Source organism: Saccharopolyspora antiqui (genome assembly GCF_052246905.1).
Lineage (GTDB): Bacteria > Actinomycetota > Actinomycetes > Mycobacteriales > Pseudonocardiaceae > Saccharopolyspora.
In genome coordinates this window covers 353,688-371,104 of record NZ_JBQQBO010000003.1, presented here as the reverse complement: position 1 = coordinate 371,104, position 17,417 = coordinate 353,688, and the positions used below count along the sequence as shown (strand labels likewise).

General features: G+C 70.7%; 14 protein-coding genes and 1 other RNA gene. All 15 read right to left on the bottom strand.

Features of this window, described 5'->3' with window-relative positions:
- Positions 1–5: 5 nt before the first annotated feature.
- Positions 6–1,925, bottom strand: a complete 1,920-nt coding sequence (locus ACTWQN_RS08665) for a hypothetical protein (RefSeq protein ID WP_443202819.1) — start codon at positions 1,923–1,925, stop codon at positions 6–8.
- Positions 1,922–4,810 carry an ATP-binding protein gene (locus ACTWQN_RS08660; protein WP_443202818.1) on the bottom strand — a complete coding sequence of 963 codons (2,889 nt, stop codon included), beginning with the start codon at positions 4,808–4,810 and terminating at the stop codon, positions 1,922–1,924. Before ACTWQN_RS08660 ends, ACTWQN_RS08665 begins: the two co-directional genes overlap by 4 nt.
- Entirely contained in the window at positions 4,785–5,288 is a 504-nt protein-coding gene (locus ACTWQN_RS08655) for a hypothetical protein (RefSeq protein WP_443202817.1), read from the bottom strand. The genes ACTWQN_RS08660 and ACTWQN_RS08655 overlap by 26 nt, the downstream gene beginning before the upstream one ends.
- 6 nt (positions 5,289–5,294) lie before the next feature.
- Entirely contained in the window at positions 5,295–5,585 is a 291-nt protein-coding gene (locus tag ACTWQN_RS08650; protein ID WP_443202816.1) for a hypothetical protein, read from the bottom strand.
- A gap of 668 nt (positions 5,586–6,253) precedes the next feature.
- An RNA gene (rnpB, locus tag ACTWQN_RS08645) (RNase P RNA component class A) lies at positions 6,254–6,648 on the bottom strand.
- Between the two features lie 15 nt (positions 6,649–6,663).
- Positions 6,664–7,659 (bottom strand): N-acetylglucosamine kinase, encoded by a 996-nt coding sequence (locus ACTWQN_RS08640; protein WP_443202815.1) that lies wholly within the window; start codon positions 7,657–7,659, stop codon positions 6,664–6,666.
- Positions 7,656–8,909 carry a 6-phospho-beta-glucosidase gene (locus ACTWQN_RS08635; protein ID WP_443202814.1) on the bottom strand — a complete coding sequence of 418 codons (1,254 nt, stop codon included), beginning with the start codon at positions 8,907–8,909 and terminating at the stop codon, positions 7,656–7,658. Before ACTWQN_RS08635 ends, ACTWQN_RS08640 begins: the two co-directional genes overlap by 4 nt.
- A 2-nt stretch (positions 8,910–8,911) precedes the next feature.
- Positions 8,912–9,736, bottom strand: coding sequence for a carbohydrate ABC transporter permease (locus ACTWQN_RS08630; protein WP_443202813.1), 825 nt, complete (start codon positions 9,734–9,736; stop codon positions 8,912–8,914).
- 1 nt (position 9,737) lies between these two features.
- Entirely contained in the window at positions 9,738–10,715 is a 978-nt protein-coding gene (locus tag ACTWQN_RS08625; RefSeq protein ID WP_443202812.1) for a carbohydrate ABC transporter permease, read from the bottom strand.
- Between the two features lie 4 nt (positions 10,716–10,719).
- On the bottom strand, positions 10,720–12,015 hold the full coding sequence (locus ACTWQN_RS08620) for an extracellular solute-binding protein (protein ID WP_443202811.1): 1,296 nt from the start codon (positions 12,013–12,015) through the stop codon (positions 10,720–10,722).
- A 105-nt stretch (positions 12,016–12,120) separates the two neighbouring features.
- Complete coding sequence (locus tag ACTWQN_RS08615) at positions 12,121–13,335, bottom strand: ROK family transcriptional regulator (protein ID WP_443202810.1); 1,215 nt, start codon at positions 13,333–13,335, stop codon at positions 12,121–12,123.
- 143 nt (positions 13,336–13,478) lie between these two features.
- Positions 13,479–14,627 carry a bifunctional RNase H/acid phosphatase gene (locus ACTWQN_RS08610; RefSeq protein ID WP_443202809.1) on the bottom strand — a complete coding sequence of 383 codons (1,149 nt, stop codon included), beginning with the start codon at positions 14,625–14,627 and terminating at the stop codon, positions 13,479–13,481.
- Positions 14,624–15,355, bottom strand: coding sequence for a zinc ribbon domain-containing protein (locus ACTWQN_RS08605; protein ID WP_443202808.1), 732 nt, complete (start codon positions 15,353–15,355; stop codon positions 14,624–14,626). The genes ACTWQN_RS08610 and ACTWQN_RS08605 overlap by 4 nt, the downstream gene beginning before the upstream one ends.
- Complete coding sequence (locus ACTWQN_RS08600) at positions 15,352–16,209, bottom strand: Nif3-like dinuclear metal center hexameric protein (protein WP_443202807.1); 858 nt, start codon at positions 16,207–16,209, stop codon at positions 15,352–15,354. The genes ACTWQN_RS08605 and ACTWQN_RS08600 overlap by 4 nt, the downstream gene beginning before the upstream one ends.
- Entirely contained in the window at positions 16,206–17,261 is a 1,056-nt protein-coding gene (cobC, locus tag ACTWQN_RS08595) for an Rv2231c family histidinol phosphate aminotransferase CobC (RefSeq protein ID WP_443202806.1), read from the bottom strand. Before cobC ends, ACTWQN_RS08600 begins: the two co-directional genes overlap by 4 nt.
- Positions 17,262–17,417 lie beyond the last annotated feature (156 nt).

The following is a 17,417-nucleotide window of genomic DNA, read 5'->3' as shown; positions in this document are numbered from 1 at the left end:
AGTCCTCAGTCATCGGCCACTTCCAGTCCTCTGGACGGCCGGTAGATCACGTAGACCGGGCGGCCTGCTACGACCTCCATCTCGGCGCGGCGCGGGCTTGGTGGTTCGGGCGGGCCGGGGGTCGGTGAACCGGCCGCGCGGGACGGGATCAGCACCGGATCTTCGTCCATTCCGTCCCATTTGGCATCCGCCACCGGGTTGGTATCGACCACTCGACTGGTGCTGCGCGCCTCCGGCAGCGCCTGCGCGCCGCCCGGTCGCCGCCCGGCGGCCAGCGCGGCGCCCGCACCGCCTGCCATCGCGACCGACGCATCGCGGTCCAACCGCTGCGCGGTCGCCGCGATCGACGACGGGTGCTGCGCCTCGGGTCGACTGCGCCGACGGGTTCGCTGCGGCGCGGCGTACTCCTCGTCGGGATCCATGCCGCGCACCTGGTCCCAGAAGTCGCCACCGTCCTCTTCGGACTGGGGGCGGCGACCGCGGAACCGGGAGAACAGCCCCTGCGGCGCGCGCGGCACCGCGCGGCCGACCGTGCCCACCGACAGCTCGACCATCTGCCCCATCCGCCGGATCGGCCTGCCGACCAGCAGGAACACGATCGTCACCAGGGCCGCCAGCAGGATCTGGGTCAGCACCGAGAAGCCGCGCAGCGGGTCGAAGATCCAGGTCAGGATCAGGGTGTGCAGCCCGGCCATCGCCGAGATCATCACCACGTTGAGCACCGCGGCACCGGCCACCCGGCCGATGGTGCGCAGCACCTGGTGGTAGAGCAGCGCGACGAGCCCGATCAGCGGCCCGGCCAAGATCAACACCCGCAGCAGCACCTGCGCGAGCAGGATGGTGGCCTTCGCCAGCAGCTGGAACGAGGCGTAGGAGAAACCCTGCACCAGCGCCAGCATCCCGGCGCCGACGCGGCTGCCATCGATGCCTTGGAAGTAGCCGTAGGCGCTGCCCATCTGCCCGGCGACGTCCTCGAACGCCTGCTTCTTCGGCTCCGGCGAACCGGCGTCGAGACCCGCGTTCGTCTCCTGCTTGGTCCACGCCTGCGCGCGCAGCAGCTCGCGCCCGAGCTGCTGGGCCTGCGGAGAATCCGGCGAACCGAACTCGCCGCGCAGCCAGGCCCGGTAGACGACCTGGTCGTGCAGCAGCGTCGGCAGCGCATTGCTCTCGTCGACGCCGACCTCGCGCAGGAACCCGGCCTGCACCGCCGAGGTGCCGGTGATCACCACGTCGTCCAGCGCGTGCGTGTAGACCAGCGGGGTCAGGTAGGTCGCGGAGGCGAACCAGAGCCCGGCCAGCGCCCACATGCCGCGCTTGCCGATGCTGGCCAGGTCGCCCGACCAGATGTAGCGGAACAGCACGATCGCCAGCACCAGCGCGACCAGTCCGAACCACGGCGTGAACACGCTGTCGTAGAGCGCGACGGTGCCGGTGGCGATGACCTCGTCCAGCGGATCCATCAGATCGCCGTTGAGCAGCGCGTAGTGCAGGCCGTTGGTGGCACCGACGAGGTTCTTGGCGATGTTGAACAGCTCGTTGCCGACCCAGGTGTCGACCAGCGCGTTCGGGTTGGTCACACCTTGCGGACCGCAGCCGAGGTCGTAGGTGTGCCAGACCAGCCCGGCGTAGCCGACCTCGTCGTAGGCGCTGCCCGGGTTCCCGACGCCCATCGGCGCCGGGTCGATCGCGCCGACCATGCCGGAGCCGGGGCGCTCCGGGTTCGGCGCCTCCCGGCAGTCGAAACCCTGCCCCCACGCGGGCGCACCGATGAGTGCCTGGATCGCGAGCAGCCCGGCGACGAGCACGAGGGCGCGGCGCTTGGGAGTCGCGAAAGCGGGTTCGCGCTCACGACCCCGGCGGCGCCGCCGCAGCAGCACCGCGACCAGCACCGCGGCCGGTGCGATCACCAGCAGTGCCGCGCTCACCGGACGTCTTCCCCACCCCGCTCGCCCGGGCGGCGGGTCGAGCGCTCGCTGCCGTCATCGCTGTAGCCGATGCCGACCGTTTCAAGCTCGAACTCGTCGAACGACTCGAAATCGTCCGGATACTCCTCGGCCGAGCGCAGCACCGGTGCGCTGGAGTCGGAGTTGGCCCCGTCTTGGGCCGGTCGCAGCGCCCGGCGTTCGACGTTCTCGTCGGCGGCCGGGGTGGTGTCCAGCGAGTTGCGCAGGTGCTCCAGGTGCGGGCCGGAGAAGTCGATGCGGATCTTCTCCACCCCGCCAGCGCCGTCACCGAAGATGAACTGCCGCGGCGAACGGTCCCGCTCGGTGTTGTTGCGGGCCGGGCCCGGTCGGCGGCCCAACGCCGCCACCACCTGCTCGTACCCGGCCCCGACCGGCACCTTGAGCAGCCGCAACGCGTCGGCCTGCGCCTGCTCGTCGTCCAGCCGACCGATGAACACCGAGTCCAGCAGCGACACGAAGCCCTGGATGCGCAGGAAGTCCGCCGGGATCTGGCTGGACAGCAGCACCCGGACGTTCCACTTCCGCGAGTCGCGGGCGAACCGGTTCATCAGCACCCGGCCGGTCGGCACCTCGGAGAGGAAGAACGCCTCGTCGATCCACACGCCCTTGCGCTCGTTCTTGGGCCGCTCGTAGATCGACCGCTGCGTCAACCAGGCCGCCAGGTTCAGCATCTCGACGCCGAGCGCTTCCGCGTCGGTCCAGTGCTCCCGGCCGACCCCGTCCTTGGGCAGCGTCAACCCGGCCATGGTCAGCACGGTGAGCCGGTCTTCGCGGCGCTCGGAGTACGGGTCGGCGTTGGCCTCCGGGATCAGCAGCGACATCCGCTCCCGGATCTCGTCGAGGAAGTCGGCCACCACCACCGCGTGTTCGTGGTGCTCGCTCGCGTCGCGGCGCAGCGCCTCGAAGACCATGCCCGGGTGGGCATCCGGCCGACCGCCGACGGCGCGGACCGCGCGCAGCAGCACGATCCGGGTCTGCGGCAACCGCGCCACCTCGTAGGGCAGCAGGCCGTTGAGCACGTCGAGCACCAGCCGACGCCGAGTGGCCGCGGCCAGCGCGCGTTCCCGCCGCCAGCTGCGTTCCGGGTCGTCCTCGTCGACGAAGTGCTCCAACTCCGGCTCGGCGACCACCCGGTACGGGTTGAGGATGCCGGGTTGCGCGTTGAGCAGGTTGATCGGCCGGGCGTACGGCCGCAGCTCCGGCAGGCTGCACAGCTCGGCCAGCGGACCGGAGGGGTCCAGCAGCGTCCAGTGCGCCCCCGCGCGCAGCGTCTTGTAGACGATTCCGCCGCCCAGGAAGGACTTTCCGCCGCCGAGCCCGGCGACCATCGCGGTCAGCCCGGAAGCGTCCCGGACCTCCTGCGCCATCCACGGATCCCAGGCCACCGGCCGTCGGGTCGCGGTGCAGGTCTCGCCGAGCAGGATGCCGCGCCGGTCGCCGACCTCCGCGGTCGCCTGCGGCACCGCCGAAGCCGCCCACACCACCGAACCGCGCCGCAGGTAGGCGCTGTTGGCCAGCGGCTCGCCGGGGATGAATTCGCGGGCCATCGCGTACTGCGCCTCGGGATGCTCGATGGCGACCTTCGGCTTGTACAGGTCGAGGATCTGCTGCGCCAACCGCAGTGCGTCCCGCTCGGTGGGGCCGGAAACCGCCAGCCGCCACCAGGATTTGACCCGGGTCGCCAGCGCGGTGAACCCGGAGGTCATCTCGTCGTCGACCTCCAGCACCCGGCCGGCCTGCCGGGCCAGCGAGGTGGGCGGCTCAAGACCGTGCTCCTCGGTGTAGTGGCGCACCTGGGAGCGCACCTTGTTCATCTGCCGCTGCAGTTCGCCGCCGACGTCCTCGGGGCGCCGCACGTAGATCCGCGCCGACCACTCCACCGGCGCGGGCAGCCGGTCGGAGTGCTGCATCCAAGGATCGTCGATCTCCGGGATCTGCAGACCGTGGCTCTGCCCGACGGTGAGCACCGCCAGGTGCCGGGTGACGCCCGCGTTCGAGCCGGTGCGCCCGCGCACCGTCACGGTCGGCGAGTACGGGTCCTGGTGCATGTCGGAGGCATCGGTGAAGGACGCGAGGTCCTCGGGCTCCCACGGCGCACCGGGCACCGCGGGCAGGTTGCGCGGTGCGGGCAGACCCAGCGAGCACGATCGGTGCATCAGCCAGGAGATCTCCTCGGCGGTCACCGGCCGGCCGTCCAGCCCGGCCGAGCCGATCACCTGGTCCAGGTGATCGATCTCGCTGTCCAGCGCGACGAGTTCGGCGTCCACCGCTTCCGGGAAGACCCGGCGCAGCAGCGGTGCGGCGCGTTCGACGGCCCGGTCCACCACGTTTCGGGTCTGCACCTGGACACCCAGGTAGACCTCTTTCTCCGCCATGGAGCGGCCCATCAGCTGCTGCTGCTCGCCGACCATGTAGTCGTCGAAGGTGAGCGCGCCGGGCGCGTCCGGCATCGGGTTGCGCGCGTTGTGCACGTGCGCCTCGGCCCACATCCGGATCGGGTACGGCCGGTTGGTCACCCGCAGGTGCATCCAGCGCCCCTGCAGTTCGGCGTACTGGCCCGCGATCGCGGCGATCAGGTCCTGGCGCTGCGAATCGGAGCGGAAGGACCAGCGCTGCGGGGAAAGCCGGTACCAGGCGAACACGTCCTGACCGGTGCGCACCAGGTGGCCGTCGATGGACCGCGCGGCGATCGACGGTGTGTAGCTGGGAATCGACTGCTCGTCGCCGAGTCCCCGGCCGCGTTTGCGCGGCTTGCCCTTGGCGCCGCGAACCTTGCCGTTCGAACCGCGGGTGGGACCCGGAACTTGGTGCGTGTTGCGCTCACGGCCTCGCCGGCGACCGAACACCGCGAACCTCCTTGCTACGCGCGCGACTGCTGGGAACCGTGCGGCGGGCGACCGGCTGCGTGGACCGGACGGGCCGCTGCTGCCGCTGCGAGCGGCCACGTCTGGACTTCCTCGGACGGGGCCGCTGCGCCCTCACCCTGATCCGCGCCGCACTGGCGGCTCCTCCCGTACCGGCGGTCTTCTCCCTGGGCGCGGTGAGTTCGCGCAGCCACATCACCATTACCGCACCCAGCGGTCGTTCGTGGCCGATCCGCGAGCAGATGATCCGAGTTACAACGATCGTGATGACCACGGCCCACGCGGTGGAGAAGAAGCTGAAACCGATGTTCATCCGGCGTTCCACGGCGAGCACGAGCAGGAACACCACGATTCCGACTCCCCAGGCGACGTAGCGGGCCCGCCACGGGAACGTCGCCTTGGGCGGGCCCAGCCAGACCGCGTCGACCCGGTAGATCTCGTCGTCGGTCCGTATTCGCACCGCGGATCACCCGCCGCTGCTGCTGAACAGGCCGGCGATGAACGTGCCGATGTTCACGCCTGCCCCGTTCACGGCCAACCCGATGATCGCCAACGCGACGATCACCCCACCGACGCGGCGCATGACACCCGCGTTGTCGCCCTTGCCGCCGCCCAGCCACAGCAGCAGGACCGCGACGGTCAGCAGCAGCAGCGGCAGCAGGTTCTCGATGATCCAGGTCCGGATACCAGCGGTGCCGACCTCTGCCTGCGCCAGCACGTCCAGTTGCGCCAGTGTTTCCAGTGGCATGGCGGTCATCTCTTTACCCCTGATTGCGCGGAGTGTCGTCGGGCCGGTACCTCAACGCGCCGGATTGGGCCCGGCACGCAGGTACGAGTAGAACATGACATGGTGACCAGAAGTAGTGGTTGCGAGTTCGGGAGTGGCGGAAACGGTGTTCGCACTGCCGTCGCCGTCACGCCGCGAATAGGCTGTTCGGGCATGCCACTTTCGGCGTACCGCAGGAGAAAACGCGCTCAACGGGCCGGTTCCCGCCTGGAATCTCGTGGCTGTTCACCCGCTTGCGAGCCCCTTCGTAACGCACCGTGCACGGATCGGTGAGCCAGTGGATTTCCGCACATCGCGCCACGATGCACCCGACCGGATCACGCGGAGGTGACCTCGCGCGGCCGGATCGGCGAAAAGTGATCTTGACGCAAATTCAGGGTAGCGGTTGGACTGCCACCGGTTCCGCCCAGGGCGACCCTGATCCGACAACCGACCCGATCGGCCCAATCGGCGGCGCCCACTGTGGACGATCCACCACGGATGATCGGAATCATCCATGCGATTGCCGAGATACCGCTGATTTCCAGCCGCCCTGCGGCGTAACCCATTAGGCCGATCAGTGCAGCACGGAGCGTTCGCGCGAAATCGCCCTGAAATCCCCCCTGGGCGCCGCGGCGAACCTCGGCAAGAGCGCTGGGCGGATGAGTCGGCCTGTAAGCCGGATTCTGTTCTCGGGGGCCTTGCGGCGCTCCCGGTTGGTGACCATCCATCTGGGCCTGCCGTCGCCGACAGACTCGTGCGGCCTACCCGCGGACCTCGGACGAGCAGCCCTCGAACGTCCGCGCAGACGCCGCAGCGGCGTCCTCTTGGCCTTGCTCCGGGTGGGGTTTACCGAGCCACCCCGGTCACCCGAGGTGCTGGTGGTCTCTTACACCACCGTTTCACCCTTACCCGGCGAAGCTCGCCGGGCGGTCTGTTCTCTGTGGCACTGTCCCGCGGGTCGCCCCGGGTTGCCGTTGACAACCACCCTGCTCTGAGGAGTCCGGACTTTCCTCGACGAGATACCTCCCGCCGCGGTCACCCAGCCGACTCATCCGCACCGTCCAGTTTAGCCGCGACGCCGCGCCGGACGGGGATCAGCCCCGGTCAGCCGCTGCAACGCGACGGGATCGGCGCCGATCCGGTCCAGCCCGAGCAGGCCCGCACCGATCACCGGCGGCGCCTCGACGACGCGGACGTCGACCTCGGCAGCGACCTTGGCGCAGCGCCGCCGGATGTCCGGCAGCAGCCGCCGACCGGCTCCGGTGAGCACCCCGCCGCCGAGCACCACGGTGGCCGGACCGTCGTGCAGCCCGAGTCGCCGCAAGGTCACAGTGGCGAGCAGCCCGATCTCCTCGGCGAGTCGATCGACCAGCTCGGTGGCGATCGTGTCGCCGCCCTCGGCCACCTCGAACAGCACCGGGCACAGCTCGTGCACCGCGGACGCGGGCAGCTCGCCGAAGTGCAGCGCCTCGACGACCTCCGCCGTGGAGCGCACCCCGAAGTGGCTCAACACCGCGGGCAGCAGCGCGGTCGGCGCGCCGCGACCGTCCTCGGCGCGCACCGCCCACCACAGCGCCTCCTGACCGAGGAACGCCCCACCGCCCCAGTCGCCGGAAATCCGCCCCAGCGCCGGGAATCGGGAGGTCCGGCCATCGGGTGCGACACCGACGCTGTTGATCCCGGCGCCGCAGACCACCGCGACCCCGATCCCGTCCTCGGTCCCGGCCCGCAGCAGCGCGAAGGTGTCGTTGTCCACCGTCACCGACCCCGACCAGCCGCGCTGCCGGATCGCCCGGTGCAGCTCGTGCTCCTCGCGCGGCAGGTCGGCACCGGCCAGGCAGGCCGAGGTGTGCGCCGCGAACGGCGGCCCGCTCGGCAGCCCGGCCTGGGCGGCGGCCCGATCGGCCAGTTCGGCGAGGGCGTCCAGGCACCGCCGCACGCCGACGTGCTGCGGCGACGCACCCGGTCCGCGCACGGACGCCAGCACCGAGCCGTCGGCGGCGACGAGCAGCACATCGGTCTTGCTGTTGCCGCCGTCGATGGCCAGCACCGCGGGCGTCATCGGGCCCACGGCAGGAACGCGGCGTTGCGGCCGAGGAGCTCATCGGCCAACCGGTCGGCGACCGCGTGCTGGCCGATCAGCGGATGCGCGAGCAGCGCGTCCGCGACCCGGTCCCGGCCGCCGCGCAACGCCGCGTCCAGGGCCAGCTGCTCGTAGCCCGCGACATGGCCGATCAGACCGGCCAGGGCGGGTTCCACCGGACGAACCGGCAGCGGCCGGGCACCCGAGGAGTCCACAGTGGAGTTCGTCTCCACGACCATGTCGTCCGGCAGGAACGGCAGGGTGCCGCCGTTTCGCACGTTCACCACGTGCTCTTGCCGGCCGCCCGCGGTCAGGGCGTGGACGAGCTGCACCGCTGCCTCCGAGTAGTAGGCGCCGCCGCGCTGCGCCAGTTCCGCCGGCTTGGCCGTGACCGACGGGTCGGCGTAGCGCTTGAGCAGGTCGCGTTCGACGGCGGCCACCACGGTCGCCCGCGGTGGGGAATCGCGCTGCTTCGCAAGCACTTCGTCGTGGGCGTAGAAGTACTTCAGGTAGTACGACGGCACCATGCCCGACCGCCGCATCAGGCCCGCTGGCAGGCCGATGTGCTCGGCCAGTTCGTCGGCGTGCTCCGCGAGCAGTTCCGGCAGCACGTCACGATCGTCGACCCGCACGCCGCGCACCCAGGTGAGGTGGTTCAGGCCGGTGTGCTCCAGCCGGACGGATTCGGGCGGCACGTCGAGCAGCCGCGCGATCCAGCGGCTGAAGGTGATCGCCACGTTGCACAGCCCGACCGCCCGATGTCCCTCACCGAGCAGCGCTCGGGTGACGATGCCGACCGGGTTGGTGAAGTTCACGATCCACGCCCGCGGCGCGACGGCCCGCACCCGTTCGGCGATGTCCAGCACCACCGGCACGGTCCGCAGCGCCTTCGCCAGCCCGCCCGCTCCGGTCGTCTCCTGGCCGATGCAGCCGCAGTCCAGCGGAAACGTCTCATCACCGAGCCTGGCCCGCTGGCCGCCCACCCGCAGTTGCAGCAGCACGGCCGACGCCCCGGCGGCCCCGGCCACGACATCCGAGGTGGTGCGCAGCCGCGCCGGATGACCGGCCTGCCGCAACAGCCGACGGCAGAACCCGGCGACGACCGCCAGCCGCTGCGCATCCGGATCGACCAGCACGATCTCCTCGATGGCCGGATCGGATCGCGTCGCCAGACCGTCGATGAGCTCGGGCGTGTAGGTGGAGCCGCCGCCCACCACCGTCAGTTTCATCGCTATCCCTTGACTCCCGTGAAGGTGATGCCGCGCACGAAAGCGCGTTGCGCGAACAGGAAGAGCACGATGACCGGCAGCATCACCAGCACGGTCGCGGCCATCGTGAGGTTCCACTCCACGCGGTGCATGCCGCGAAACGACGCCAGCCCCAGCGACAGCGTCCAGGACTGCTGGCTCTCCCCGGCGTAGAGCAGCGGACCGAAGAAGTCGTTCCACGTGTAGAGGAAGCAGAACATCGCCGCCGCGGCCACCCCGGGCCGGGCCATCGGCAGCACGACCCGCAGCATCGCGGTGAACTCGGAGCAGCCGTCCACCTTCGCGGCGTCCACGTAGGACTGCGGAATGGTCAGGAAGAACTGCCGCAGCAGGAAGATGCTGAACGCGTCGCCGAACAGGTGCGGGATGATCAGCGGCCACAGGCTGCCGGTTAGGTCGAACCTGGTCCACATGATGTACAGCGGCACCGCGGTGACCTGCGGTGGCAGCATCATCGCCGCGATCACCAGCACGAACGCCGTGCTGCGGCCCCGCCAGCGCAGCTTCGCCAGCGCATAGGCGACCGGGATGCTGGAGATCAGCATGAACGCGGTGGCCAGCCCCGAGTACAGCACGCTGTTGGCGAGGTAGCGCAGCATCGGTGCCTCGGCGAAGACCTCCGCGAAGTTCTCCCAATGCCATTCCTGCGGCCACAGGTTCGCGGTCAGCGCCTGCTGATCGGACATCGTCGCGGTGAGGAACACGAACACCAGCGGCAGCAGGAACATCACCCCGAGCGCCAGCCCGATGCTGTGCACAGCCACCCAATACAACCGACCGTGCGACACGTCAGCCCACCTCCTCGGCGTTGGTGCCGCCGCGCATCCGGCGGATCAGCAACACCGTGAACCCGAGGGAGAACACGAACAGCACGACGGCCATCGCGGCGGCGTAGCCCATGTTGTAGTAGTGGAATCCCTGCTGGTAGAGCCAGGCCGGGAAGGTCAGCGTCGCGTTGTCCGGGTAACCGAGCACCTTGCTGCTGCCCACCAGTTCGGCCTGACCGGAGGCCACCGAGCCCGCCACCACCGCCTGGGTGAAGTACTGCAGCGCGAAGATGATCGAGTTGACCACGCCGAACAGCAGCACCGGGGCGATCGAGGGAATCGTGACGTGCCAGAAGCGGCCGAGGGCCCCGGCACCGTCCAGCGCCGCCGCCTCGTGCAGGTCCCTCGGCACGTCCAGCAGCGCGGCCAACATGATGATCATCAATTCGCCGCTGCCCCACAGCGTCAGCAGGGTCAGGGCGGGTTTGGCCCACGCCGGATCGTTGAACCACAGTGGACCGTCGATGCCCAGCAGACCGAGCAGCCCGTTCACCGGGCCCGTGCCGGGGTTGAACAGGAAGGTGAACGCCAGCGTGGCCGCCACCGGCGGAGCGAGCGCGGGTAGGTAGCACAGCGTGCGGACCAGGCCGACACCGCTGCGCAGCCGGGCCAGCACGGCGGCGACGCCGAGCGCGAAAACCACCCGCAGCACGGTGAGGACCACGACCAGCCACAGCGTGTTCGCCGCGGCGATGCGCACCACCGGGTCGCCGAAGAGCAGGTACGCGTAGTTGCGCAGCCCCACCCATTCCGGCGGGCTCAGCAGGTCGTAGCCGGTGAACGAGAAGTAGGCGGTGGCCAGCAGCGGATAGCCGAAGAAGCAGCTGAACCCGATGATCCAGGGGGCCATGAACCCGAGCACCCGCAGGCGCCTGCGCACTGCGCGGGCGCGGGCCGGGGCGGTGCGCTCCGGCCGCGTCCGTTCCAACGTCGCCGTCATGGCCTCAGCCGCCGCCCAGCGCCTTGGCCGCGTCGATCTGGGCGTCCAACTCCCGCAACGCCCCGCCGAGGTCGGTGACCTGGCCGCTCTGCCACTTCACCGCGAAGTCCTCGGTGGACTTGATGGCGGCGCTGCCGTTGGGGCTCGGCGGGCTCGGCACCAGCTGCGGGTTGTCGAAGAGGTCCAGGAAAGTCTGGTACTGCTCGGTGCGTTGCAGCCTCGGATCGTGCAACGCCGCCGCGGTGGTCGGCACGTTCTTGAGGCCGTTGGCCAGTTCCACCAGCGCGGTCGTGTCGGTGGTCAGGTAGCGGACCAGTTCCCAAGCCGCACCGGCGTGCTCCGCACCGCGCGGGATGCCGATGATGGTGCCGGTGGCGAATCCGGTGCCGTAGAGCTCGGGTTTGGAGTCGACGACCGGGAACGGCGCGGTGCCGAAGCGCAGGTTCGGCGCCTCGTCCTCGATGAACCCGGTGCGGTACTCGCCGTCGATCATCATCGCGATCTGGCCGCGCTGGAAGGCGTTGTCGGCGGAGTACTGCTGCCCCAGCCCGGAGGTGAACTGCACGAGCTTGTCCCAGCCGTAGAAGTCGACGAGTTCCTTCTGCCAGCGGAACATCTCCTGCCAGGCCGGGTCCTGGCCGAGCACCGACTTGCCCTGCGCGTCCGTCCACTGCGCGCCGAAGTGCGGGGCCCAGTTCCACGGGTGGTTGGCCTGCGAACCAAGCACCGGCAGGAACCCGGCGACCTTGATCGAGCCGTCCGGATTGAACTCGGTGAGCCGTTTGGCCATCTCGGTGAGTTCGGAGGTGGTCTTCGGCGGCGCGGTGAGACCGGCGCGGGCGAAGGCGTCGGCGTTGTAGAACAGGCCGTAGACGTCGGCGAGCAGCGGCATCGCGCAGCGCTTGCCCTGGAACTGCGTGTAGTCCTGGACCACTTTGGGGATCTGGTTCAGGTCGACCTGGTCGCGTTGCAGGTAGGGGCCGAGATCCTGCCACGCGCCGCTGGAGCAGAACTGGCCGAGGTTGATCGTCTCGGCGGAAATCGCCACGTCCGGCGGGTTGCCGCCGCGGATGGCCTGGGTGATCTTGTCGTCGTCCTGGTTGCCCTGGCTGTTGATGGTGATGTTCGGGTGTTTGGCGTGGAATCCGTCGAGCACCTGGTTCAGCACGTCCAGTTCGCGGTCGGTGAACTGGCTGGACACCGTGATGGTGACCTGCTCGTCGGGGCCCGGGGCGGGTTGCGGACCCTCCGACGTGGAGCCCGCGGTGCAGGACGCGGCGATCAGCGCACCAACCGCCACACCCGCTGCCGCCAGTATTCGTGAGCGATAATTCCGGTTCTTACCAGGAGAACCACTCACGACCCTTGATCGTCTCATCGTGCCTCCTCCAGCTGGTTTTTCCGGTCAGTTCGGGTCGGATCGGACTCCCACCGCGGTGGCGGGCAGGCCGAAGACCTGCTCCCTGGCGAGGCCGAGAGCCACTTGCAAGGCGCCCGCGCGCACCGCGTGCTCGGTGCACTGCGCCGGTTCCACCGGGGTGCGCGGCACGACGAGCCGGTGCAGTTCGGCGGCGACCAGATCGGCGAACCGCTGGCCGCCCGCCTGCGCGATCTCGGCGGTCAGCAGCACGACTTCGGGATCCAGGACGCTCACCACCCCGGCGACGCCGGTCGCGACGCGGCGCGCCAGGTCGGTGAGGAACGCCTGACCGGCGGCACCAGCGGTGTGGGCCGCCCGCACCGCCGCCGCGCCATTGCGGGTTCGCATGCCGTGCGCCCGAGCGAGCTTGTTGATCGACCGGTAGCTGAGCAGGCCGCCGAGCCGCGAGCCGGTGCGGTCGACACCGGTGTCCAGCCTGGCTCGGTCGGGCACGTGCATCCAGTCGATCTCACCGGCCCCGCCGGTGGCTCCCCGGTGCAGCACGCGATCGATCACGACCGCGCAGCCGAGCCCGTCGCTGAGCCAGACCAGCACGAAGTCCCGGGCCTGCCGCGCCCGGCCGGTGGTCATCTCGACGAGCGCGACCAGGTTGACGTCGTTGTCGACGATCACGTCGGTGCCCAGTTCGGCGCGCAGCCGACCGGGCAGGTCGAAGCCCTCCCAGCCGGGCAGGTGCGGGGCGAAGCCGAGGTGTCCGGTGGCCGGGTTCACCGCGCCCGGTGAACCGATCACGATCTTGGTGAGCTGGTCGGGTCGGAGGTCGACGCGTTCGGCGGCCTGCGCCACCGCGTCGGCGAAGGCCTGTGGTGCGTCGTTGCCAACCGGCAGCGCGCTGCGCTGCTCGACCCGGATCTCGCCGGTGATGTCGGCGATCACGATGTCCGCGTCAGCGGGCGTCAGGCTCACGCCCGCGACGTGCGCGAGCGCGCCGTCGACCGACCACATCTGGGCGGCGGGGCCCCGGTTGCCGCCGCGCAGTTCGCCGCGGCGCACCATGCCCGCCTTCTCCAACCGGGCCAGCAGTGCGACGGTCGCGGGTTTGGACAGGCCGATGGCGGCTTCGAGCTCGGCGCGGGTGAGCGCGCCGCGCCGCAGCATCGCCTCGATCGCGGCTCGATCGTTGATCTCCCGCAGCAGCCGCGGACTACCGTCCCGAGCCGCGTGCCCTTCGCGCGCCACCCGCACCCCTAACCGTTAACTTCCCAGACGGTTTCACGGCACGCTAGAAGCACCCCCACACGATGTCAATGGTCCGAACCAGCGCATTCCAGGCTGGCGGGACTCTCACCCGAAACGACCGGGCGGGACTTTCGCGGTTGGGGTCAGGACCAGTGGGAGATGTCGTTCACGAGGCGGACCGAGGCGTTGCCGTCCGGGTAGAACTCCACTATGGACAGTGAGGCCAAGTCGAGGTGCAGGCGGTAGAACAGCTGCGGGCCGACGCCCAGGGCCAGGCGCAGGAGGGCCTTGATCGGGGTCACGTGGCTGACCACGATGATCGTTCGACCCGCGTAGCGCTCCAGCAGGTCGTCGCGGGTGGCGGTGACCCGCTGGAAGACCTCGTCGAGGCTTTCGCCGCCGGGCGGCTGGACACCGGAGTCGCCGAGCCACTTCCGGTGCAGCTGCGGGTACTTCTCGGCGGCCTCCAGGAAGGTGAGGCCTTCCCAGTCGCCGAAGTCGGTTTCCAGCAGTCCGTCGTGGAAGTGCAGTTCGCCGCCGGTGGCGTCGACGACGGCCTGCGCGGTCTGCCGGGTTCGGGTCAGCGGCGAGGCGATCACCGGCGCGATTCCATCCGGGGCCACCACCCCGTCCATGGCGGCCAGCCGCTTACCGGCCGCGCGCACCTGCTGCGCCCCCAGTTCGGTCAACGCGACGTCGCCACGACCGGAATAGCGCCGATCGATCGACATCGGGGTCTGCCCGTGGCGCAGCAACAACACCTTCGTGGGGGTCCCGCGAGCACCGAGCCACCCGGCCGGGCGGATCCGCGCCGTGCTCGGTGTCGACGCAGCACCGCCGTCCTCGACGCCAGGACCCGCGTCGCCGCTCACCTGCCCGGTGCCGGTCTGCTGGTCCATCGCCTCGTTGGCCAGGCGGTCGGCGTGCGCGTTCTGCGCACGCGGCACCCACTCGAAGTGCACCCACTCGAATCCGGCGACCAGCTGCCTCGCCTCGGCGGCCAGCGGCCGCAGGTTCTCGTGCTTGACCTTCCAGCGCCCGGACATCTGCTCGACGACCAGCTTGGAGTCCATCCGCACCTCGACCTCGGCCGCACCGAGGTCGGCCGCGGCCCGCAGCCCAGCGATCAAGCCCTGGTACTCGGCCGCGTTGTTGGTCGCGATGCCCAACCCGATCGAGCGCTCGGCCAGCACCGCACCGGATTCGGCGTCGCGGACCACCGCGCCGCACCCGGCGGGGCCGGGATTGCCGCGCGACCCGCCATCGGCCTCGACGACGACGCGGGTGCTCACCGGCTCGCCCCGGTCCGCACCAGGATCGCGCCGCACTCCTCGCAGCGGACCACGTCGTCGGCCGCCGCTTCGCGCACCTCGTTCAGCGCGGTGCGGTCCAGCTCGATCCGGCACGCGCCGCAGCGAGCACCCTGCAGCAGCCCGGCCGCGACGCCGCGCTGCGCGCGGATCCGCTCGTAGAGCGCGGCGAGGCTCTCGGGCAGCGCCTTGACGATCAGGTCCCGCTCCGCCTTGCGGCGGGACTCCGCCACTTCGAGGTCGGCGACCGCCTCGTCGCGACGCGACTGCACCTCCACCAACCGCTGCTCGGCCGCGTCGACCGCCTCGCGCGACCTCGTCACGTTCGTTTCGAGGGCCTCGCGCTGCTCCATGACCTCCAACTGCTCGTCTTCGAGAACGCCCTGCCGACGAGCTAGCGTCTGCAACTCGTGCTCCAGGTCTTCGAGCTGCTTGGCGGATCCACCGGCGGCCATCAGCTCGCGGTCCCGCCGTTCGCGGGCCCGCACCTGGTCGACCTCGTTCTCCAGCCGCTTGACCTCGCGGTCCAGGTCGCTGTAGGCGGTTTGGGCGACCACCAGCTCATCGCGCTTGGCCCGCGCGTCGCGCTCGGCCTGGCCGATCTGCTCCAACTCTGGCAGCGTGCGGCGGCGGTGCTCGACGCGGTTGAGCTCCGCGTCCGCCTCCGCGAGATCGAGCAGGCGTCGCTGAACGGCGGGGTCGGCTTTCACGCGAGCGCCCTCCCTGGGTCGGGTGCCGTACCGGCGTGAACGGTCCACGGGTCGGTGCGGCGGGTGGAAACGAGGACTTCGACTGTATCCGGCAGCGCGGCGGCGACGGTGTCGGCCGCCTGCTGGCACCACGGCCACTCGCTTGCCCAGTGCGCGACGTCCACCAGCGCCGGTACCTCGGTGCCGGGCACATCGGCGCGCGCGAGGTGCTCACCGGCCGGGTGGTGCCGGAGGTCGGCGGTCACGTAGGCGTCGACCCCGGCCGCCGCCGCGGCGGCCAGGTAGGAGTCACCGGCACCGCCGCACACCGCGACGGTGTGGATCGGCCGCTCCGGGTCACCCGCGCCGCGCACGCCCCACGCCGTGGTCGGCAGGTTCTGCGCGACGCGCCGCACGAAGTCGCGGAACGGTTCGGCTTCGGGCAGCTCGCCGATGCGTCCCAGACCGGTGGCGGCGCCTTCCTCGTGCGGCACCAGCGGCCTGGTCACGGTGAGGCCGATCGCCTCGGCCAGCGCGTCCGACACCCCGAGGGCTGCGCTGTCGGCGTTGGTGTGCGCGCAGTACAGGCCGATCCCGGAACGGATGAGCCGATGCACGATCCGGCCCTTCGGATCGTCGGCGGGCACCCCGTGCACCCCGCGCAGCAGCAGCGGATGGTGCGAAACCAGCAGCTGCGCACCGAAATCCACCGCTTCGTCCACAGTGGCCTCGACCGGGTCCACGCAGAACAGCACCCGCTGCACCACGGACTCCGGGTCGCCGCACACCAGGCCGACCGCATCCCAGCTCTCGGCCAAGCCGGTCGGATACGCCGCCTCCAGTGCTTCGATCACCTCTCGAAGCCGAACCGTCACCGGTTCACCCCCATCCCAAGGACATCGCGAAAAGCCTTGACCAGCAAGGCGTTCTGTACCGGATCGCGCACCGCGACCCGGAGGTGGTCGGGGCCGAGACCGGGGAAGGTGTCACCGCGGCGCACCGCGATGCCGTGCCCCCGCAACGCCTCGCGCACCTGCGGCCCGTCGTCCACCTGGAGCAGCAGGAACGGGGCGCGGGCGGGCAATGCGACCCGCAGCCCCGGAATGTCGGCCAGCGCGGCGACCAGTCCGGCCCGGTGCGCGTCGAACTCGACCGCGGCCCGCTCGGATTCCGCCAGCGCGGCCGAATCGCAGCAGGCGATCACCGCCTCCAGCACCAGGGCGTTGATCGGCCAATGTGGACGGTTGTGGGCCAGTCGCCGCAACAGCTCCGGTTCGCCCAGCGCGTATCCGGCGCGCAACCCCGGTAGGCCCCACATCTTGGTCAGGCTGCGCACCACCAGCAGTCCCGGCTCCCGGCAACCGGCCAGCGATTCCGGTTCGCCCGGCACGGCGTCGCTGAACGCCTCGTCGACCACCACCACGCGGCCCGGCCGCAGCAGCCGCCGGATCTCCGCGGCCGGATGCAGCACCGATGTCGGGTTGGTCGGATTGCCCAGCACCACGAGATCCGCCTGCTCGGGCACCGCTTCGGCACGCAGTCGGTAATCGGCGGGGTCGAGCTGAACCCGGGTCACCTCGACACCTGCGGTGCGCAGCGCCAGCTCCGGTTCGGTGAAGGAGGGGTGCACCAGCGCGGCGAGGCGGGGGCGCAGCGACGGCAGGAGCGCGAAGCCCTCGGCCGCGCCAGCGAGCACCAGGACCTCGGCCGCGGCGCGGCCGTGGCGAGCGGCGACAGCGGTGCGGGCGGCGTGGTCGTCGGCGGCGGACGGATAGCGGCCGAGGCGGTCCAGCGCCGCCGCCAGGCGGTCGCGGAGCCACGCAGGTGGGCGGTCCAGGCGGACGTTGACCGCGAAGTCGAGCAGGCCGCGCTCGGCGTCGACATCGCCGTGGTGACGCAACGAATCCGGATCGTGCCCGCTGTTCATCGGAGGCAGTGTAAATGGGTCCCGAGCAGCGAAGCCGGTTGGCGCCCGCGTTCGCCATCAGTGCCTGTTTTGATCTTGCTTTGAAGCGGCGAAGCCGCTTGGCTCGCCTACGGCGCTTGCACCGCCGCGGGTTCTCAGGCTGTGCCCACTGACGTT